This window comes from Spongiactinospora sp. 9N601, assembly GCF_044326295.1.
GTDB classification, from domain to species: Bacteria; Actinomycetota; Actinomycetes; order Streptosporangiales; family Streptosporangiaceae; genus Spongiactinospora; species Spongiactinospora gelatinilytica.
In genome coordinates this window covers 45038-65396 of sequence record NZ_JBIRBB010000018.1, presented here as the reverse complement: position 1 = coordinate 65396, position 20359 = coordinate 45038, and the positions used below count along the sequence as shown (strand labels likewise).

15 protein-coding genes are annotated in these 20359 nt (G+C 72.3%); 1 reads left to right on the top strand and 14 read right to left on the bottom strand.

The genetic code is table 11. The features are described 5' to 3' along the window. The 9 genes from ACH34R_RS34730 to ACH34R_RS34690 all read right to left on the bottom strand — a co-directional run bounded on the left by ACH34R_RS34730 (position 1) and on the right by ACH34R_RS34690 (position 10915). Positions 1-1026: an NAD-dependent epimerase/dehydratase family protein gene (locus ACH34R_RS34730; RefSeq protein ID WP_397565791.1), complete on the bottom strand. Its 1026-nt coding sequence runs from the start codon at positions 1024-1026 to the stop codon at positions 1-3. Beyond that, a complete protein-coding gene (locus ACH34R_RS34725) occupies positions 1013-2470 on the bottom strand; it encodes a beta-N-acetylhexosaminidase (protein WP_397565790.1) in 1458 nt (485 codons plus the stop codon). The genes ACH34R_RS34730 and ACH34R_RS34725 overlap by 14 nt, the downstream gene beginning before the upstream one ends. Further along, entirely contained in the window at positions 2467-3237 is a 771-nt protein-coding gene (locus ACH34R_RS34720) for a sugar phosphate isomerase/epimerase family protein (RefSeq protein ID WP_397565789.1), read from the bottom strand. The genes ACH34R_RS34725 and ACH34R_RS34720 overlap by 4 nt, the downstream gene beginning before the upstream one ends. After that, positions 3234-4241: a Gfo/Idh/MocA family protein gene (locus ACH34R_RS34715; protein WP_397565788.1), complete on the bottom strand. Its 1008-nt coding sequence runs from the start codon at positions 4239-4241 to the stop codon at positions 3234-3236. The genes ACH34R_RS34720 and ACH34R_RS34715 overlap by 4 nt, the downstream gene beginning before the upstream one ends. 42 nt (positions 4242-4283) lie before the next feature. Then, positions 4284-5096 carry a carbohydrate ABC transporter permease gene (locus tag ACH34R_RS34710; RefSeq protein ID WP_397565787.1) on the bottom strand — a complete coding sequence of 271 codons (813 nt, stop codon included), beginning with the start codon at positions 5094-5096 and terminating at the stop codon, positions 4284-4286. Continuing rightward, on the bottom strand, positions 5089-6021 hold the full coding sequence (locus tag ACH34R_RS34705) for a carbohydrate ABC transporter permease (protein ID WP_397565786.1): 933 nt from the start codon (positions 6019-6021) through the stop codon (positions 5089-5091). The genes ACH34R_RS34710 and ACH34R_RS34705 overlap by 8 nt, the downstream gene beginning before the upstream one ends. Next, a complete protein-coding gene (locus ACH34R_RS34700) occupies positions 6021-7316 on the bottom strand; it encodes an ABC transporter substrate-binding protein (RefSeq protein WP_397565785.1) in 1296 nt (431 codons plus the stop codon). Before ACH34R_RS34700 ends, ACH34R_RS34705 begins: the two co-directional genes overlap by 1 nt. 72 nt (positions 7317-7388) lie before the next feature. Further along, complete coding sequence (locus tag ACH34R_RS34695) at positions 7389-8531, bottom strand: GntR family transcriptional regulator (protein WP_397565784.1); 1143 nt, start codon at positions 8529-8531, stop codon at positions 7389-7391. 173 nt (positions 8532-8704) lie between these two features. Then, entirely contained in the window at positions 8705-10915 is a 2211-nt protein-coding gene (locus tag ACH34R_RS34690) for an Ig-like domain-containing protein (RefSeq protein ID WP_397565783.1), read from the bottom strand. A gap of 465 nt (positions 10916-11380) precedes the next feature. On the opposite strand from ACH34R_RS34690, the gene ACH34R_RS34685 reads away from it, so the two are divergent. Beyond that, entirely contained in the window at positions 11381-11881 is a 501-nt protein-coding gene (locus ACH34R_RS34685; protein WP_397565782.1) for a hypothetical protein, read from the top strand. A 107-nt stretch (positions 11882-11988) separates the two neighbouring features. Here ACH34R_RS34685 and ACH34R_RS34680 read toward each other — a convergent pair whose 3' ends face one another. From ACH34R_RS34680 to ACH34R_RS34660, 5 genes are read right to left on the bottom strand one after another with little or no spacing between them, the layout of a single operon-like run. Further along, positions 11989-12975 (bottom strand): aldo/keto reductase, encoded by a 987-nt coding sequence (locus ACH34R_RS34680; protein WP_397565781.1) that lies wholly within the window; start codon positions 12973-12975, stop codon positions 11989-11991. Further along, a complete protein-coding gene (locus ACH34R_RS34675) occupies positions 12976-14727 on the bottom strand; it encodes a CocE/NonD family hydrolase (protein WP_397565780.1) in 1752 nt (583 codons plus the stop codon). It abuts the gene before it with no gap. After that, positions 14720-17317 carry a N,N-dimethylformamidase beta subunit family domain-containing protein gene (locus tag ACH34R_RS34670; protein WP_397565779.1) on the bottom strand — a complete coding sequence of 866 codons (2598 nt, stop codon included), beginning with the start codon at positions 17315-17317 and terminating at the stop codon, positions 14720-14722. Before ACH34R_RS34670 ends, ACH34R_RS34675 begins: the two co-directional genes overlap by 8 nt. A 40-nt stretch (positions 17318-17357) precedes the next feature. After that, on the bottom strand, positions 17358-18323 hold the full coding sequence (locus tag ACH34R_RS34665; RefSeq protein WP_397565778.1) for an AraC family transcriptional regulator: 966 nt from the start codon (positions 18321-18323) through the stop codon (positions 17358-17360). Positions 18324-18354: 31 nt separating this feature from the next. Further along, positions 18355-20262 (bottom strand): dipeptide ABC transporter ATP-binding protein, encoded by a 1908-nt coding sequence (locus ACH34R_RS34660; RefSeq protein WP_397565777.1) that lies wholly within the window; start codon positions 20260-20262, stop codon positions 18355-18357. Positions 20263-20359: the final 97 nt, after the last annotated feature.

Here is a 20359-nt window from a genome sequence, read left to right as displayed (position 1 = left end):
TCAGAACCTCCCGTCGCGCACGGAGAACTTGGTCGGCTTGCCCGACAGCGGCAGGCCGCGCGCCAGCCAGCCGGCCTGCCAGGCGATGAGGGTGTCCAGGGGGACGTCCGGGTAGCCGAACAGGCCATGGCAGCGGGAGGCGTCGCTGAGCAGGGCCGTGCCGGACTCCTCCCCGGCGAAGCGGGCCTCGGTGCCGAGAAGTGCGGCCAGCCTGGTGGCGACGCGCCGCACGGAGGCGGTCTCCGGCCCGGTCAGGTTGAGCACGAACGGCTCCGGGGAGCGCGCGTGCAGCAGCGACCGTAGTGCGACCTCGTTGGCGTACCCCTGCCAGACGAGGTTGACGTGCCCGGTCGTGACGTCCACGGGCCGATCGGCCAGTATGGCGGAGGCGAGGTCGGCCAGGACGCCGTAGCGCAGGTCCACGGCGTAGGACAGGCGCAGGATCGCCACGCGTGCGCCGAGGGTCGCCGCGGCGTGCTCGAAGACGCGTTCGCGGCCCAGGCAGCTCATGGCGTACTCGCCGACCGGGCCGGGGTCGTCGTCCTCGGCGCTGCCGCCGCGGGCCACGTCTACGAGCGGGTACACGTTGCCGGTGGAGAACGCGGCGATGGCGGCGTCGCGGTAGCGGCGCCCGACCGCGGCCGGCAGCGCGGCGTTTACCGCCCACGCCCGGTACGGCTCGGCCGAGGTGCCGAACTTGGCGCCGGCCATGAACACGACGCAGCCGGCATCGGGCAGCCCGGCCAGGTCGTCGCCGCCCATGAGGTCGTGGCGGACGACGTCCACGCCCTCGTCGCGCAGTGCCCGCGCCGCCGCCTCGTCCGACCAGCGCGAGGCGGCATGCACGCGGGTGGTGGCGCGCCCGGCGGCGTCCAGGGCGCGGCGGGCCAGGCGCGCCAGGCTGGGGCCCATCTTGCCACCGGCGCCGAGGATGACGAGGTCGCCGTCGAGCCGGGCGGCGTCGGCGACCAGCGCGGCGGACGGGGTGGCCAGCCGTTCCTCGAGTTCCTTCTCAGACCCGAACATGCGGGGCTCCTCCCATTGTGCCGGCCTGGCCGGGCCGGCGGTGGCGCACGCCGAGGTGGTCGAGCAGCGGCAGGTGGGCCGACAGGCGGCGGGTGAAGTCGCCCAGGTCCCGGCCCCGCGACCAGGCGGCCTCGGCGACGGCGCACAGCCGGGGGAAGGCGTTGTAGTCGAACCGCTCCCGCGTGGGCAGGTACTCCCCCCACAACTGGGCCTGGAGGCCGAGAACGGCGTCTCCGGCGTCGAACCCGTAGACGGTCTCCAGCGGCAGCGGCCCGGAGATGCTGACCGGCTCGCCGGGCCCGTCGGACTCGGCGTAGTCGAGGTAGGTGTGCGTGTGCGGGGCGGCGACCACGTCGTGCCCGGCGCGCAGCGCGGCCTCCACCCGGTCCACGCCCCGCCACGCCATGATCACCATGTCGTCGGGCGGGTCATGGTCGAGCATGTCGTCCCAGGCGACCGTGCGGCGGCCGAGCCCGCGCAGGTGGCCCGCCAGCAGGCGGCCCCACCAGCCGAGCAGGGCGGCGGAGCCGGGCAGCCCCTCGGCCGCCACGCGCCGCGCGGCCTCGGCGCTGCACGCCCACTCCTCGCCGCGGACCTCGTCCCCGCCGATGTGCACGTACGGCGAGGGGAACACCTCGCACAGCTCGTCGAGCACGTCGCGGGCGAACGCGGCGGCACGGTCGCCGGCGTTCAGCACGTGCGTCGAGATGCCCCAGGTGGTGCGCACCTCGATGGGCTCGGCGCCGGGGTGGCCCAGCCACGGGCAGGCGGCGATGGCCGCCTGGGAGTGGCCGGGGAACTCGATTTCGGGGACCACGGTGACGCCGCGCGTCGCCGCGTACTCGGCCAGCGCGCGCAGTTCGCGCTGGGTGTAGAAGCCGCCGTGCGGGGTGTCGTCGGACACGCCGTCGCGGACGTGCCCGGCCGGGGACCGCCTCCGGTACGCCCCGACCTCGGTGAGCCTCGGGTGGGCGCGGACCTCGAACCGCCAGCCCTGGTCGTCGCTGAGATGGAGGTGCAGGACGTTGAACTTGTGCAGCGCCAGCAGGTCGACGTACGCGTACAGGAAGGACAGGGGCCGCCACCAGCGGGCGACGTCGATCATGACGCCGCGCCAGGCGTACCGGGGGACGTCCCGCAGGACGCCGCACGGCAGGCCGGCGGGGGTGCGGAACTGGCGCATGGTCTGGGCGGCCCACCGCAACCCGGCCTCGGCGGCGGCGGTGACGTCGGCGCGCTCCGGGGAGATGGCCAGGACGTAGCCCTCCGGGCCCAGGGAGGCGTCGTCCACGAGCCGCAAGACGATCTCGGCCGGGCCGTCGCCGTGCGGGGGCAGGCCGAGCAGGTCGCGCACGAGCCCGGCCTGCGGCCCCCGCACTCGCACATCGGCGCCGAGCGGGAGCAGCCCCTCGCCGGGCCGCCACGAGGTGACCTGGGGGATCACCGGCCGAGCACCTCCCGGAAGGCGGCCAGGGCCGCGCCGACGGGCGGCGCGTCGGGGTACCAGGCGCGTTCCCACTCCAGGGCCAGGTAGCCGGTGTACCCGATGCGGTCCAGCTCGGCCAGCACCGCCGGCACGCCGACGGCACCGTGGCCGGGCAGCACCGGCGCCAGGTCGGCGGGCGAGGCGGCGTCCTTGATCTGGACGTGCCGCAGGTGCGGCGCCAGCGCGTCGGCGGTGCGCGCGGGCGCTTCGCCGGCCCGCCACGGGTTGACGACGTCCCACAGGGCGCCGACGCGCTCGGAGCCGATCCCGGACAGCACCGCCGCCACGGCCTGGCCGGTGAGGAACACGTCGTGGGTCTCCAGCAGGACGTCCACGCCGTTGTCCGGCAGTTGGGCGGCGACCTCGGCCAGCCGCTTCGCGGCGGCCGAGGCGGGGTCGGACTGGCCCTCGACACCGCCGAAGACGCGCACGTACCGCGCGCCGAGCGTTTCGGCGATCTCGACGTGGCGCAGCACTTCGGCGACGGGGTCGCCGTCGGGGCGGGCCACGCGGGTGTAGGAGCAGACGGCGACGATCTCGATGTCGGCCGCGGCGAAGGCGCGGGCGACCGCGCGCAGCCCGGCGGCCGGGGTGTCAGGCGCGATGATCTCGCCGTCGGCGCATCGCAGCTCGACGCCGGCGCAGCCGTGCTCGGCGGCGATCCGTACGACCTCGGCGACGGGAGCGCCGGGGGTGCCGAGCGTGCTGAAGGCGAGCGGGTTCACGGGTGTCCTTTCACGGTGACGGTGGAGCCGAGACGGGCCGACTGGTAGATGGCAAGGGCGACGTCCAGGACGGACAGCGCGTACTCGGGGGTGACCTCGGGCGGGGTGCGCTCGGCGCAGGCGCGGGCGAAGTCGTTGAGCTGGGCGGCGAAGGCTCTGGCCATCTCGCCGGGTTCGGGCGCGGCCACCTGGGTCGCGGCGCCTGCGCGGAAGGACCACACCCCGTCGCCGCGGCTGATCCGCACCGCCCCCTGGCCGCAAACGATCTCCGCCTCGTCGGTGAACGGCAGGCCGGTGCCGGTGACGTTGATCGTCGAGCGGGTGCCGTCGGCGTGCCGGGCCAGCGCGACCGCCTCGGTCTCCACGGCCTTGCCGGCGGGCACGGCCACGTGCGCGGTGACCTCGGCGATCGGGGAGCCGACGAGCATCTGGAGCTTGTCGATGCTGTGGGTGCCGACGTTGAGCACGATCCCGCCGCCGGCCATGTCGGCGTCCAGGAACCAGCGCGGCCGGGCCGGGTCGGCGTAGTCGGCGGTGCGCCGCTCGGAGGCCACCACGACGCCGCCCAGCTCGCCGGAGGCCAGGTAGGCCGCCGCGGCGCGCAGCGTCGGCACGAAGCGCAGCACGTGGCCGACGGCGAGTACGACACCGGCGGCGCGGCACGCCTCGATCATGCCGAGGGCGTCCTCGCGGGTGGTGGCGATGGGCTTCTCCACGAGGACGTGCAGCCCGGCCGCGGCGGCGTCGTGGGTGATGGGGGCGTGCAGGGCGTGCGGGACCGTGATGACGACCGCGTCGAGGCCGCCCGCGTCGAGCATCGCCCGGTGGTCGGTGTGGACACGGGCGCCGGCCTCGGCGGCCAGCTTCTCCGCGGCCTCGGCCCGCACGTCGCACACCGCGACGACGTTCACCCGCCCGGCGCTCTGGCGGGCGGCCGCCATGTGGAACTCGGCGATGGTGCCCGCGCCGATGACGCCCAGGCGCAGCCCGGATGTAGTGGTCACAATGTCCTTTCTGAGGTGGAGGAGGCTGAGCGGGATGCGAGGTCAGCCCTTGAGTCCCGCGGACATGGTTCCGCGGACGAAGTAGCGTTGGGCCAGCACGAACACCACGAGCATCGGCAGCAGGCTCATCATGGCCGCGGCCGTGACGAGCTGGTCGTTGCCCACCCACTGCCCCTTGAGGCTCAGCACGCCGACGGGCAGCGTGTAGTTCTCCGGCGAGGTGAGGTAGATGACCGGCTCCAGCACGGCCTTCCAGGAGGTGGTGAACGTGAAGACGGCCAGCGTGGCCAGGGCGGGCTTGGCCAGCGGAAGGTGCACGCGCCAGAACACCTGCCACGGGTTGGCGCCGTCCAGGCCGGCGGCCTCCTCGAAGTCCCTGGGGATGGCCAGGAACGTCTGCCGCATCAGGAAGATCCCGATGGGGGTGGCCAGCCAGTACGGCACGATGAGCGGCAGCAGCGTGTCCAGCCAGCCCAGCGACCGGAACAGCAGGAAGTTCGGCACGATCGTGATGACGGTGGGCAGCATCATCGTGCCGAGCGCCATGGTGAGCAGGGCCTGCTTGCCGGGCAGGCGCATCCTGGCCAGGGCGTGGCCGACGGTCGAGCTGGTGACGACGTTGCCGATCACCGCCAGAACGGCGATCACGAGGCTGTTGGCCAGGTAGATCCCGAACGGGGCGCGTTCCCACACCTCGGCGTAGTTGCTCCACTGGACGGGGTCGGGGATCCACACCGGCGGCACCTGGATGTACTGCGCGAAGCTCTTGAGCGAGTTGCCCAGCGCCGCCAGGAACGGCACCAGCATGACCGCCGCACCCGACAGGACCAGCATGTACGACAGCGTCTTACGCATAGTGCACCCACCTGCGCTGGAGCCGGAACTGCACCAGGGTGAGCGCGAGCACCAGCACGAACAGCACCCACGCCACGGCCGAGGCGTAGCCCATCTGGAAGAACTGGAAGCCCTGCCGGTACAGGTAGAGCACGGTCAGCTCGCTGGCACCGTGCGGGCCTCCGTCGGTCATCACGTACACCTGCTCGAACGACTGCAGCGTCTCGATGGAGGTGAGCACCAGCACCAAAAACGTCGTACCGGAGATGCCGGGCAACGTGATGTAGCGGAACCGGCTCCACGCCGAAGCGCCGTCGATCTTGGCCGCCTCGTACCGCTCCTCGGGGATGGCCTGCAGCCCCGCCAGGAACAGCACCATCATGTAGCCGACGCCCTTCCACACCGCGACGGCGGCCAGGGTGGGGATGACCAGGGCGGGGTCCTGGAGCCAGTTCTCGGCCGGCAGCCCGACCAGGCCGAGCACCTGGTTGGCGATGCCGGTCTGCGGATTGAACACCGCGTCGGCAACGTAGGCGACCACCACCCACGAGGAGACCACCGGCACGAAGTAGGCCGCCCGGAACAGCGCCATGCCGCGCAGCCGCTGGTTGAGCGCCATCGCCAGCAGCAGCGCCAGCACCGTCTGAGTGGGTACGAACAGCACCGCGAAGTAGGCGGTGTTGCCGAGGGTGCGCCAGAACACCTCGTCGCCGAGGAGCCGGGAGAAGTTGCCGAACCCGACGAACGTGGGCGGGGACATCAGGTCGTAGTCGGTCATGCTGAAGAACAGCGAGGCCAGCACCGGCCAGGCGGTCAGCGCGACCAGGTGGAGCAGGTAGGGGGAGGCGAAGGCCAGGGCCCAGGCGCGTTCCCTGACCTTGCGTGTGCGCGCCGTCGGCGGCGGCGCGGCGGCCACCGGCTGCGCCCTGCGGGTGAGGAGCGACATCACTGCGCCTGCCCCGCATAGAACCGGTCGATGACCTGCTGGGCCTCCTTCTGCCCGGTCTCCAGCGCGGTGGCCACGGGGATGGCACCGGACAGCGCCTCATTGACCCGCTTGGCCAGGGCCTCGGTGTACTCCGACCACACGGCGTTGGTGCCGAGGTCGCTTGCGGCGTCCAGCGCCTCCAGGAACACCGGGCCCCGGTCGGCGGGCAGTGCCGTGGCGGCGGCCTTCTTGTTGATCGGGATCGCCTCGCCGAGTTTGGCCCAGCGGCTCTGGGGTTCCTCGCCGGAGAAGTACGTGATCCACTTCCAGGCGGCGTCGGCCTGCTCGGGCGTGGCGGCCTTGCTGACCACCCACGAGTTGACGATGCCGACGTTTCCCCGGCCGCCGGGCCCCTTGGGCAGCGGGGCGACGCCGAAGTCGACCTTCGCGCTCAAGGCGGGCAGGGTACGGGCGTAGATGCCGTACGACATCGCCACGCGGCCGGTGGCGAACAGCGTGTGCACGGCGCCCTTGCCGAAGGACTCGGTGGTGACGTAGTCGGGAGCGAACCCGTCCTTGCCCATCGCGGCCAGCATCCAGTCGAGCGCGGCCCTGGACTCGGGGGTGTTGATGGCGACCTTGCGGTTACCGTCGGTGGCGACCTCACCGCCGAACGCCTTGACGATGGGCCACCAGCTCTCGGTGAAGCCGGGCGAGTAGGCGCGGAACCCGTAGGTGTCGGGCTTGCCGTCGCCGTTGGTGTCCTTGGTGAGCTTCCTGGCGGCGGTGGCCAGGTCGTCGTAGGTCCATTCGGCGGTCGGCTCGGCCACGCCGGCCTCGGCGAAGAGTTTCTTGTTGTAGAACAGCACGGGCGTCTGGGCACCCTGCGGGAAGCCGTGGACGCGGCCCTTGTCGTCGCGGTTCAGCTCCAGGCCAGAGTAGGCGGCGGCGTCCATGGTCTTGACGCGGTCGGTGAGGTCGGCCAGCGCGCCGCGGGCGGCGAACTCCTGCACCAGCACGCCGTCCGACAGCCACACCTGTGGTGCCTGGCCACCGGCGATCTGCGTGCGCAGCCGCTCGAAGAACTTGACGTACGGTGCGACCTCCAGCTCCACCTTGATGGACGGGTTGGCGGCGGTGAACTCCTTGGCCAGCTCCCGCATGAGCCTCTCGGCGGGGTCGCCGGCGCCGGCGTAGAAGCCGAGGCGCAGGGTGACCGTGCCGGACTCCCCGGCCGGGCCGCCTCCGCACGACGCCGTCCCGGCCAGGGCGAGCACGGCCAGCGTGCCGGCGGCGAGCATGCGAACTTTCATAGGTCCTCCACGAGCAAAAGAGGGTGGATCAGGGGGGTGAAGGGGTCGCGCGTCGTTCGGGGGCCGGGCGCGTCACTCGGGGTCGGGCGCGATCGAAGTGGGGACGCGTACCTCGACGAGGCTGCCCGAAGCGGCGCCGCAGGAGGCGCGCACGGCCAGGCGGGGCTGCACCACCATGCGGCAGACCGGGGCGGCCGGGCCGAGCTCGATGCGGCGCAGCAGCAGCTCGGTCGCCATCCGGCCGACCTCGGCCTTGGGCGGCGACACGGCGGTCAGCGGCACCTCCGACAGGTCGGCGACCTCGTCGTCGTAGGCGACCAGAGCGATGTCGTCGGGGACGGTGAGCCCGAGCCTGCGCAGGTAGGGCAGCAGGGCGGTGGCCTCGCGGTCGCCCAGGCACACCACGGCGCGCACCTTCTCGGCGACCAGGGCGTTGGCGTAGGCGAGCAGGTCGGGGCCGGTCCAGACCGCCTGCCTGGCCGTGGTCTCCGGGATCTCCGGCAGGCCGAGGTCGGCGATGGCGTTGCGGTATCCGGCGAACACCTGCTCGGAGGTGGCGGTGCCGACGCGGCCGAGGTAGCCGATCCGGCCGCGGCCGAGCCCGCTCAGGTGCTGCACGGCCGCGTAGCCGCCGCCGTGCACGTCGGTGCACACATACGAGGTCGGATCGGCCGGCCTGGGGTCGGCGGGCCGACGCTCCACCAGCACGTACGGCACCGGCAGCGCGCGCAGCCGGGCCAGGTGGGCGGCCGGGTCGGCGGCCAGATGCAGGTTGGGCACCAGGAGCAGGCCGGCGACGCCGACGTCCACGAGCTGCTGGAGCTGGGCCAGTTCGGTGGCGGGGTCGTAGTTGGAACAGGCGAGCACGAGCCGGACGCCGGCCGCGGTGGCGGCCCGCTCGATACCCTCGACGATCCGGGGGAAGTAGTAGGTGGTGGACGGGACGAGCGCGCCGATGAGCCGTGGTCCGGCGCCCGGGGTGGCCGTGACGGAGTTCGTCACGAACGTGCCCGATCCCTGCCGGCGACGTACGAGCCCCTCCTCGACCAGGAGGTCCACGGCGCGGCGCACGGTGTTGACGCCGACCGTGTAGGTCTGGGCGAGCTCGGCCTCCGTCGGGAGTCTCGCGCCGACCGGCCAGCGGCCCTGGATGATCTCCTGCCGCAGGCGGGCGGCGAGGGTGCGGAAGCGCCGGCCCCTTGGGAGGGAATTCATTCCATCGGATGGCTCCATGACCGGATTCTTGTCATATTGCATCCCCATGTCAATGGTGAATTCACCCTTTATCTTCTCGATAAATAGCATGAATTCATTCCCTTGTTGTAAGAAGCGCTGGGCGACGGTCGGCTGGCAGGCCCGGCCCCGAGGGTGGGGCCGGGCGGGAACGGTCACCAGGAGGCGGTCGCGTCCCGGTCGCGGTCGTAGGCGCCCGCCCAGTAGCGGTCCGGGGCCGTCAGGCGGTGCACGGCGAAGCCGACCTCACCTGTCGCCTGCTTCAACGTCTCCGACGTGGCCGTGGCCCACCCGTCGGCACCGGCGGCCACCGTCACATACCGGCCGGCGGAGAAGGTGAACCGGCCCCGCACGGTGGCCGCCACCGGTTCCCCGGTCGCCTTGTCCACCACCCGCAGCCGCACCTGGGCGACACCGTTCTCCAGCGTGACCGCCATCGACTCCACCACCACCGGGCGCAGGCCGGTGGCGCCGGTCGTCACCGCCACGGGAGCGGACGTGGGGCCACGGTGCCCGGCCACGTCCACCGGGACGACCCGGTAGTGGTAGGTCGTGCCCGGCAGCAGCCCCGTGTCGGTGTGCGTCAGGCCGCGCGCCCGGCCGGCGAGCGTGTCCGGCCCGGGTGTGAAGCCCGCCTGCGCCGACCGGTGCACCTCGTAGCAGGCCACCTCCGTGTCGTCGCCGGCCCGGCCGTAGGACAGGTCGACCGTGGCGTGCTCGAACGCCGTGGCCGTCGGCGGGGACGCCACCCCGGTCGGCGGTCCGGAGTCGGCCGGCGGGTCCGGCAGGTGGGCCGACGGGCCCCAGATCGTGGGCAGTTCGCGGTAGGAGTCATAGTGGTGCAGCGCGACTCCGGCGAAGGCCGGGCTCGCCGAGAACGCCGCATACACCTTGGCCAGCTCGGCCTCCATGGCGTCCCTGCCTTCCTCGCGGAAGGTGATGCTGGAGGGGTCCCCGCTGGTGGCGATGTCGAGCGTCTCCACGCCCACCACGACCGACAGCGGCTTGCCGACGCTCTCGGCGTAGGCCAGCTCGCCGGCGGCCTGCGCGATGATGCCCGCGCCGCCGTCGGCCGTGTCGCGGTAGTCCATGATGGCGATGTAGTCGGACATGTCCTGCACGTGCTCCGAGAGCGGCCGGGTGACGCCGCCGTACGGAATGCCGGTGCAGCACGCCGACACGTCCAGCCAGCGGGGCACCGCCGGCCCGAACAGCAGCGGCTGGCCCGAGGCGTCCCGGCGGGCGATCATCGCCCGCAGTGTGTCCAGCCACTGGATCTGCGGCTCGGGCTTCGCGCCGCCGAACCACGGCAGGATGTACGGCTCGATGTCCACGTTGATTCCGTCGAAGCGCTGCTCAGGCGTGGAGGACAGGTTGTAGTTCAGCACGCGTTCCATCTCCCGCACCGCACGGTCACGGTAGCGCGGCAGCGCCCCCAGGTACGGCGGCCGGGTGCCGCCGGCGACGGTGGCGTGCACTCGCATGCCGCGGCGGTGCGCCCAGGCCACGAAGTCGCGCAGCCGCGGCCGGGCGTCCTCGATCATGTCGCGCCCGGCGTAGGTGTCCACGCCCAGGTAGATCGTGGAGCCGGGCTTGAGCACGGTCTCCAGCAGGCGGCGCGACCCCTGCTCGAGCACCAGGTTGTAGGCGGCCTTCTCCCAGATCCACATCGCCCGGTCCTGCCGGTGCGGTTCCGGCCGCTCCTTCTTCGCCGCGCCCAGCAGCACGTACCGGGTGGCCGACCTGGACACATGACCGCGCGCGTCCACCGCCTCGGCCTCCAGGCTCGCCGCCACGTCACCGTGGCGGGAGGGGTCCAGCAGCGCCATGTAGCGGCCGGCCGTGCCGGTGGCGCGCGTCCACGGGCCGCCGTTGACCCGCACCCGCACCATGCGCACATCCTGGTCCTGAACGTCCACGCGAATCGGGGTGGGCTTGGTGAGTCGGGCACCGTCGGCGGGCGCGATGATCGCCACCTGGGGCGCGCGGGCGCGCGGGTTGTCCACCCGCAGCGTCAGCGGCTGCGACCACACGCCGTAGCGGGTCTGGGCGTTGGTCGCCTTGGCGTAGACCTCGACGTCGCCGTGCAGGTCACGGGTGTCCAGTTCGTATGACCAGGTGCCGGTGTCATCGGCGTCGGGGTCGCGGGTGCGGGCCCGCTCGATCCGCTCGCCATCGATGACGAGGGTCACGTCGTAGGCGCCGGTGAAGCGCCCGGCGAGGCGGACGACACCGGGGGCCGCCTCGGAGGAGTCGATCGTCACCGAGAACGGCTCGTCGGCCCCGGCGGCGGGCGGCGGCAGGGTCACGACCCCGGCCAGGACGAGCAGCAGCCCGCCGGCGATCCGTGAGAACCGTACAGGCATGGGAGGCCACCTCCATAGGAATGAATTAGTGCCGGAGGAAGGAATCCGGCAATGGGTCCCGGGGATGGCGCAACAATAACGGGAGGTTTCCGCAATAAGAATGGCGTGAATTCCCACCCGTCCCCACCTGCGGGGGTGTTACCCGCCGAGACATGCCCACAGCAGCGGCCGGCCACCACACACGGCACGCGCACAGGACCGTGCCATGGCCGTGCGGGCAAGCAGCCGAAGCGTCAGCATGAGCGCTAACGATGGTTCCAGCGAATGCGATCTCCTGCCAGCGGTCGAGCACCGCGTTGCGGCACCGTCTCATCGCCGGGAGCGGGGCGGTCAGCCATCGACCGCGCCACCATCGGAACAGCGGGACCGGTGGAGCCCATCAAACGGCCGGGCAGCCGGTCATCAGCGTGGAGACCGAGTTCAGAACCGCGGGCAAGGACTGGGCCGCTGAGCGCCGCCTACGAGATGGACATCGCCCATCCCGGCGATGTCAGCCCCAATGCGCAAACATGGTCAACGCCGGTACACGTCGCCGGCAAGGACAATGGCTACCGCGACTTTCCGTGCCTGAGCCACTGCTCTTTCCAGCTAGAGCAGGGCCAGATCCTGCACGCCCCGCGATCTTCACGGCGACTGATCCAGGTAGGGGCGTGGATGGAACTGCTGTGGCGCGCTCGACGCCGCAACACCTTGATCTCTTGGCCGCACGCCGTTGATGATCGTCTTGAGCGACTCGTCGCGGCCGGGCTGGCGAGTGGTGAGAATGTGAGTCGCTCCCAAGTACTCGCCGCGCTGGTCGCGAACACCGAGGTCTCCCCCGAACGCGTCGCCGCCCTCGTGCAGGCGTACCGCCGCATGAGTGCGGACGCCTTGGACAGCGCCCTAGATCCCGTGGCAGAGGACTGGCCGAAGGTGTGGCATCCGGGCCCATGCCGACACGCAGACCGGCCATCGGCCGATGAGTGAGTCGCCGGCCCACAGTTCCATGCTCAAGTGCGGCGACGGCCTCGGGGGCGAGGGGGTTCGACGCCACGGGCCGGGCGGAACGAGCCGGCCGGCCCGTTTCCCTGGCGCTAGGGTGCCACCGGGCCGTGGCCGGCGGCGGTTGTGTGGAGGGCTGTGGCGATCTCTTGTAGGTCGGCGGGGGTGAGGTGCAGGGTGGAGGCGTCGAGCCAGCCGGTGACCTGGGCGGGGGTGCGGGCGCCGGCGATGGCGGCGGTGACTCCGGGCAGGGTGGTGGTCCAGGCGGTGGCGATCGCTGCGACGGAGGTGTTGTGGCGCTGGGCGAGGGGGCGTAGTGCGTCCTGGAGGGCGAGGTTGCGTTCCAGGTTGGGTGGGCGGAACTCGGGGGCGCGGGACCGCCAGTCGTCGGCGGGGAGCGCGGCGGCGCGTTCGGTGGTGAAGGTGCCGGACAGCAGGCCGGACGCCATCGGGCTGTAGACGATGACGCCGGTGTCGTGCGCGGCGCACCAGGGGATGACGTCGGCGGCGGCGTCCCGGTGGATGAGTGACAGGGGTGGTTGCAGGGAGGCGACGTGTCCGACGGCCTCGCAGCGTTCCAGCAGTTCGACGTCGAAGTTGGACACCCCGGCGTGCCGGACCTTCCCCGCCTCGACCAGTTCGAGCAGTGTGCCCCAGGAGTCCTCGATCGGCGGCCCGTTCGGGTCCCGCGCGTGGATCTGGTACAGGTCGATTCGGTCGATGCCCAGGCGGCGCAGTGAGTCGTCGCATTCGCGCCTGATCGATTCGGGTGTGAGGTCGTTGCTCTCGACGCCGTGCTCGTCCCAGACGAGGCCGCACTTGGTGAAGACCAGCGGCCGGTCGGCCGGCGGCAGGGCGGACAGGGCCCGTCCCACCACTTCCTCGGCGTGCCCGAACCCGTAGACGGCGGCGGTGTCGATCCAGTTGACGCCGTGGGCGACGGCGTGGTGGATCGCGGCGATCGACTCGTCGTCGGACTGGGTGCCCCAGCCCATCAGCCCCGGGCCGCCGGCGGCCCAGCTTCCGAAGCCGACCGTGGTGATCGCCATGCCGGTGCCGCCCAGCTCGCGCGTGCGCACTCAGGGCTCCTTTCTGTAGGGCCGGGCCGCGTCGGGCGCGACGACCGGCAGGATGAGCCGCGACAGGTACGGTCCGGCGTGGTGGACGCTCTGCAGGGCGCTGGTCACCTCGGCCGACGTGCCGGGGAGTTCGCCGGTGTTGGGGTTGCGGTCGAAGTGGGGGAAGTTGCTGCTCGACACCTCCAGCCGGATGCGGTGCCCGGGCTGGAAGACGTTGCTCGTGGCCCCGAGGTCGATCTGGTACTCGACCACCTCGCCCGGGGTCAGCAGCCGGGGCTCGCTCGTCGAGTCGCGGTAGCGTGCCCGGATGATGCCGTCGGCGAGGTTGCGCGCGTAGCCGCACGGGCCGACGTCGACGAGCTTGGCGGTCCAGTCGGTGTCGGGCGCGGTGGTGGCGGCGTGCAGTACGACCGTGACCGGGCCGGTGACGTCGAGGGGTTCGGTGAGCGGTTCGGAGGTGTAGACGAGGACGTCCGAGCGGGCCTCGATCGGGCGCTGGTCGAACACGCCGCCCCGGGTGTGGACGGGGTTGCAGCACAGGGCGCCGCCGAGGGTGGGCACGGGGTCGCGCGGGTTGTAGAGGAAGGTGTCGGGCGCCTGGCCGGAGTCCGGCTGCTCGCGGCGCAGTTCGCCGTCGCCGTGCAGGGTGTTCGCGCGACCGCCGCTGTGCAGGTGCCAGTCCTGGTACTCGGTGCCGGGCAGCGGCCAGGAGTCGGCCACCCGCCACTCGTCGGCGCCCATCGTGAACAGCAGCACGGGCGGTTCGCCGGCGATGCCGTCGTCGCCGTCGCGCAGCCAGGTGTCGAACCACCGGAGTTGCATGCCGTCGGCGTCGATGGCGGGGCCGGTGGCCCGGCCGCCGAAGTTCCATTCGCCGACGGGGTTTCCGCTGAAGAGGCCGGCGTGCGGCCACGGCCCGATGAGCAGCCGCTGCCGGTCGCGCGCGGAGGCGGGGCCCTGGGCGCGCATGCCGGCGAAGTTGGCGAGCGTGCCGCCGAGGAAGGTGTCGTACCAGCCGCCCAGGTTGAACGCGGCGACGTTGATCCCGGGGTAGGCCCGTGAGACGTCGAGCCGTTCCCAGTACTCGTCGTAGCGGGGGTGGCGCAGCCATTCCCGGTAGTACGGGGCGACGGCGTCCAGGTACGGGTGGTCGTCGAGGGGCAGGACGGCCGCCGTGCCGGGCAGCCGGTCGGCGGCGTCGGTCAGCGCGCCGCGGACCTCGGCGGGGACGGACGGGTCGCGGGCGGCGTTGTGGGCGGCGAGCGAGAGCGTCCAGCCCAGGCTGAAGCTGAGCTGGAAGGCCCCGCCCCGGTACACCCAGCCGTGGTGGTAGCTCGACGCGGTGACGTTGGGCGCGATGGCCTTGAGCGCCGGGTGTCCCGACATCGCCGCCTGCCACTGGGTGACACCGTCGTAGGAGCCGCCGAACATGCCGACGTTGCCGTCGCACCAGGGCTGGGCGGCGATCCAGTCGATCGAGTCGTAGCCGTCCTCGCGCTCGTTGAGGAAGGGGGTGAACGTGCCTTCGGACGCGCCGCGCCCTCGGACGTCCTGCATGACGACGGCGTATCCGGCCGAGGCGGCGCGCAGCGCGAACGTGCCGTACATGCCGAGGCTCGTGCGGTCGTAGGGGGTACGGAATACCAGGGCGGGGCAGCGTTGCCCGGCCGGGCGGTACACGTCCGCGCGCAGGATCGCGCCGTCGCGCATGGGGACCGCGAGCATGCGGTCCACGGTGATCGACTCAGACATCGGCGGCCAGCCAGCGGTCGATGACGTTGCGGGTCACGCGGGACACCCCGTTGTCGTAGCCGTTCGCCGAGAGCCCGCTGCTGTAGGAGATGGAGCCGGTGGAGAAGACCGAGCCGCCGCCGCGGGTGCGGAAGTAGACCATGTCGGAGCGGACGCGGGGGTTCTCCGTTGCGCCCTGGCCGGGGTTGGTGCCTTCCAGCTCCTCGATCACGAACTGGTAGCCGTCGCCGAGCCCTTCCGAGGTGGCGATGACCAGCGCGTCCGGCGGGCTGCCGAGCGCGGGGTCGTAGCGGTCGATCTCGTTGCCCACGGCGCCGCCGTCGACCAGGGCGACATCGCCGAACACCTCCGGCACGCCGTCGAGCAGCGTCCGCGCCACCTCGCCGTCGTGGTCGGGGCCGGCGCGGTACCACCCGGACGGGCCGCCGCCCTGCGCGCTGAACCCGACCCCGAACAGCTTCTGGGGCGGGCGGTTGCGGCCCGCCCACAGCCCGCCGCGCTCGCCGGTGGTCGCGTGGTGTTCCTCGCCGGGCCGGACCTGCCAGCTACGGGTGCCGGTCAGGCCGCGGCGCAGCTCCATCACGTGCGGCAGCTCGGGGTGGAAGGAGACCACCCAGTAGTAGCCGTTGCCACCGATGTAGGCCAGGTTGCCGCCGCCGTCGACGTAGGACTCGATGGCGTCGAGCATCCGCGCCGAAGCGTATTCCGGGTGGGACCCGGTGATCACCCCACGGTAGCGCCGCAGCAGGTCGGCTCCCTCCGCGTGCAGGTCGTGGTCGGTGATCACGTCGAACGAGTAGCCGAGTTCGGTGAGCCAGTCGAGGATGTACAGGTCGGCGGCGAGCATGAACGGCGACAGGTGGACGCGGAAGCCGGGCGCGAGGGTGAGGATGGGCCGCCGCCAGGACGAGTAGCACACCCCGCTGCCGTCGGTGTGGCCGGCGTAGAGGGAGAGGCCGAGGTCGTAGCGCTGTTCGAGGACGGCGGTGCCCGGCGGGACGACCCCCACATAGCCGAGGCGGCGCTCGTTCGCGTACGCCAGGTACGTGGCGGTGGGCAGCAGCAGCGCGAGGTCGCCGGTCGCGGTCCCCGCCGGGGCACGGACCACGAACGGGATCGCCCGCTCGCACGAGCCGTCGGTGGCCGTCACCCGCAGCGCGTACACGCCGCTCGGCAGGCCGTCGGGGACGGTGAGCTGGTGGCTTGGCTCCCAGCCGCTGTCGGCGAGTTCGTCGTCGTGGAAGTGGATGGCCCCGTAGCCGCGCGGGTCGTAGGCGTAGTGGTCGGCCTCGCCGGTGTAGTGCCGCCCGGTCACGCCGCGCACCGGCATGTTGACCAGGCGGCCGTCCATCTCGGGCCGGCCGGCGCAGGGCACGCTCAGGGAGGCGGCGGTGCGGGCGCCCTCGGGCGTCCCGAACCACCACCGCAGGGGGGCCTCCGGCGCGTCCGGCGCGTCGGACACGGCGGCGACCAGCGCGTCCCGGTCGAGCGGGCGTTGCCACAGGCCAGGGCTTTCGATCTTGCCGTTGTAGTGCCCCGAGGCAGGTGTGAGCGCCGCGAACAGCAGTTCGCCGCCGTCGGCGGGCGCGAGCGGGGCCTCAGCGCGTCCCTCGGCGACCTGCGGGCGGTCGTCGACGACCGCCGGGCTGAGCAGGCTGTTGACGCTGTTGACCAGCGGGCGGGCGGCCAGCACGACCCGCCCGGTCTCCGGGTCGTAGCTCGCGCCCACGCCGTGCCAGAGGCGGAGCGCGAGCGGGGTCTCGATCCGTGTCGCGGTCTCCCCCGCGCCGTCACCGAGCCAGAGCGTCAGCCGTCCCTCCTCGTCCAGGCCGAGGGCGTAGCCGCGCGGGCCGTCGCCGTCGCTCCAGCGGGCCACGATCGCCTGCCGGACGCCGGTGACACAGGTCGGGTGGACGTACGCGACGACGGCGAACCCGTCGAGGCCCGTGGTGGCGCCCCCCGGGTCGGGGACGGCGATGTGCGAGCCGAGCCGGGTGGTCTGCGCCCGCCCGCGGTGATCGCCCTGCCACGCGTCCGGGACCGTCTCGACGCGTACGCCGGGCCCGGCCGGGTTGTCATCGACGTGCCGCAGCCGCACCAGCTCGGTCGTGTACCGTTCGACGCCTTCCGCGCTGACCATGAACGCGATGGGGTCGCCGGGAGCGGCGCTGATCCGGTCGGCGTACCCGAGCAGGGTGGGGCCGTCGACGCGCAGGTCCGGACCGTCGGCCGGGTCGGTGGGCGGCTCGCCCCACCCGAACACCTCGTGCAGCTCGCGGCGCAGGCACGCCTCGCGCGCCTCGTCGAGGGTGGCGAAACGGCGCCGGTCGGCGAGCCGGTACGGCGCGCCGCGGCGGGCGGGCGGCCTGGCCAGGCACCACTCCTCACCGGGCACGGATTCGTACACGGTGACGCGTTCTTCCGGTGGTCTTCGGCCGAGGAACCGCAGCACCCAGCAGAACGGCTCGCGATGGCCGACGCCGGGGTCGCTCGTCCAGGTCTTGATCAGTTCTTCGGTGATCAGGGAGCGGAGCCGCCCGGCACGGCGCTCGTCGAACCGTGCCTGGATCTTTGCCGTAGAGGAGTCCATATCGCGAAGTTAGGCAGTGCGCCGTGGTACGGGGAGCGACTCAGGTCGGTAGCTGTGTCACTGAAGGGAGGCGGTCACCGCGCCGCCGCACCCGCGTCCGTGCGGGGCCCTGCTTCGGCGCGGGGCCGGCCATGCCGCCGCGGCGGAACTCGCCCGGACTCATGCCGACCTCGCGCTTGAAGAACCGCCCGAAGTACGAGGGGTTGTCGAAGGACAGCCGCTGGGAGACCTGGGCGATGGTCAGGTCGGTGTGCGTGAGCAGCCGTTTCGCCTCGACCGTCAGCGCGGTGCGGATGATCTCGGCCGGGGTCTTGCCGGTCGTGCGCCGCACCACGTCCGCCAGGTGTTTGGGCGTGATGCCGATGCGGTCGGCGTACCCGCGCACGGTCTGCTCATTCAGCAGCTCGTCGCTCACCAGGCGCAGGTAACGCCTGGCCAGCGCGGTGCTGCGGTCCTCGACCATGCTGGTGCCGATGTCGCTGTGCAGCCGCCGCATCTCGACCAGCAGGACGTGCAGGTACGCCTGGAGCACCGAGGCGTCCGCGCCGCCGGGCCGCCGGTACTCGCGGTACAGGGCGGTGAACAGCCCCATGATCGGCTCGATCTGGTCGTCGTGGAGGTGCAGGGCCCGCCCGATGCCGAGCGGGTCGAGCGTCAACGACTGACGCGGCGAGACGCGGTCGCCGTACTGGGCCGCCAGGAACTCTTCGAGGAAGACGACGACGTATCCCTCGATCGGCGTGCGGCGCTCCCAGAACTGCACCTGCCCCGGCGCCACGAAGTACAAGGTCACCGGGTTCAGCTCGTACGGGACGAAGTCGATCACCTGGGTGCCGGACCCGCTGGTCACGCAGACCATCTCGTAGAACTCGTGGCGGTGCGGGAACGACGCGTACGACCAGGGCGCGAGCTCGTCGAACGAGCCGATCGCGAACCCCCGGGGCCCGGAAGCGATCATGGGGTCGTCGAAACGGTGCGTCGGCAGGAATGCTCGCTCGGGATGCACGGTGTCTGCTCCTGTCGCGGTACGGCGTCTGTCACTCAGGCGAATTCGGTGGGTTCCCGTTCTCCGGCCCGCCCGCGGGGGCGAGGCCCGGATTGGCGGCCAGCAGGGTGCGCGTGTACTCGTGCTCGGGCGCGTTGGTGATCGTGTCCGGTGCCGCGACCTCGATCAGCCTGCCGTCCTTCATGACGCCGACGCGGTCGGCGATCGACAGGACCAGGCTCAGGTTGTGGGTGATGAACAGGTAGGCGAGGTCGCGTTGCCTGCGCAGTTCCAGCAGCAGGTTCATCACCTGCCCCTGTACCGATACGTCCAGGGCCGAGGTGGGCTCGTCGGCCACGATGAGCTTCGGCTCGGGGGCGATCGCGCGGGCGATGGCGACCCGCTGCCGCTGGCCGCCGGAGATCTGGGCCGGGATCCTGTCGATGATCGACGCGGGCAGCCCGACCTCTTCCAGCAGCCGCTCCACGCGCCGCCGCAGCGCGGGCCCGCGCAGGTCGGTCAGCGCGCGCAGCGGCTCGGCGATGATCCGGCCGACAGTGTGCCGGGGGTCGAGTGAGCCCTGCGGATCCTGGAAGATCAGTTGCACGTCGCGGCGGAAGGCGCGCGCGTCGCCCGCAAGGCCGTGTGCGGTGTGCCGGCGGCCCGCGAACGTGATCACGCCCTCGGTGGGATCGTCCAGCGCGGCGACGAGCTGCCCCAGTGTGGTCTTGCCGCTGCCGGACTCGCCGACCAGGCCGAAGAACTCGCCCGGTCTGATCGACAGGCTCACGCCGTCCACAGCGGCGTGCTCCTCGCGGCGGCGGAGGCCGAGCAGGGCGCCGCGGCGGCGTCCGCGGGCGGTGTACGTGCGGCGCACGTTCTCGATCACCAGCAGCGGCGCGGCGGCATCAACCCCGGCAGCGACCCCGGCAGCGACCTCGGCGACGGCCTTGGCGGGCTGCGGGACCGAGGGGAACGGCAGCGACACCGGCCCGCTCCCGGGGTTCCAGCAGGCGACCTGTCCCTCGCCAGGGACGGCGGCGAGCGGCGGCTCGTCCTTGCGGCAGTCGTCGACGGAGTGGTGGCAGCGGGGGGCGAACCGGCAGCCGGAAAGCTCCTCGGACGGGCCGGGCACCGAACCGGTGATCGTCGGCAGGCCGCCCGGACGGCGTACGCCGACCCTCGGGACGCACTCGACCAGCGCGCGGGTGTAGCGGTGCCGGGGGGAACCGAGCACCTCCGCCGCCGGGCCGACCTCGACCAGACGCCCGGCGTACATCACCGCGATCCGGTCGGCGATCTCGGCGGCGACGCCCATGTCGTGCGTGATGAAGACGCAGGACATCTGGTGTTCGCGCTGCACGGTGCGGAACAGGCGCAGGATCTCGGCCTGGGTGGTGACGTCGAGGGCCGTGGTGGGCTCGTCGGCGAGCAGCAGGTCGGGGCCGGAGATCAGCGCCATGGCGATCATCACGCGCTGCTGCATGCCGCCGGAGAGCTGGTGCGGGTAGAGGTCGGCGATCCGCTCGGGGTCGTCGAAGCCCATCTCGCGCAGCAGCTCGTACGCCCGGGTGCGGGCCTCCTCCCGCACGCCGCCGCCGGTGGGGTGGTACGCCTCGACGAGCTGGACGCCGATGCGCTGTGTCGGGTTGAGCGAGTCCAGTGCCTCCTGGAAGACGATGCCGATCCGGCGTCCGCGGAAGGACCGCATCTGCTCGCGGGTCAGCGCGACGAGGTCGACGTCGTCCAGGCGGACCTCGCCGGTGGTGCGGACCGGCGCGACGAACTCCAGCAGCCGGATGATCGACAGGGCCGTCACCGTCTTGCCGCTGCCGGACTCCCCCACGACGCAGAGCGTCTGCCCGGCCGGAAGGGTGAGCGACAGCTCATGGACGAGCCGCACACCGTCCTCGCCATTGAGCACACCGACCGAGAGGCGATCGATCTCCAGTAGTGACACGTGCGTCATCCCTTCAGGCGCCCGGTGTGACACATCGCCGGACGATCTTCCGTCAAGAATCTCCGCAGGACAAGAGGTCACCCCGGATCCGGCCCAA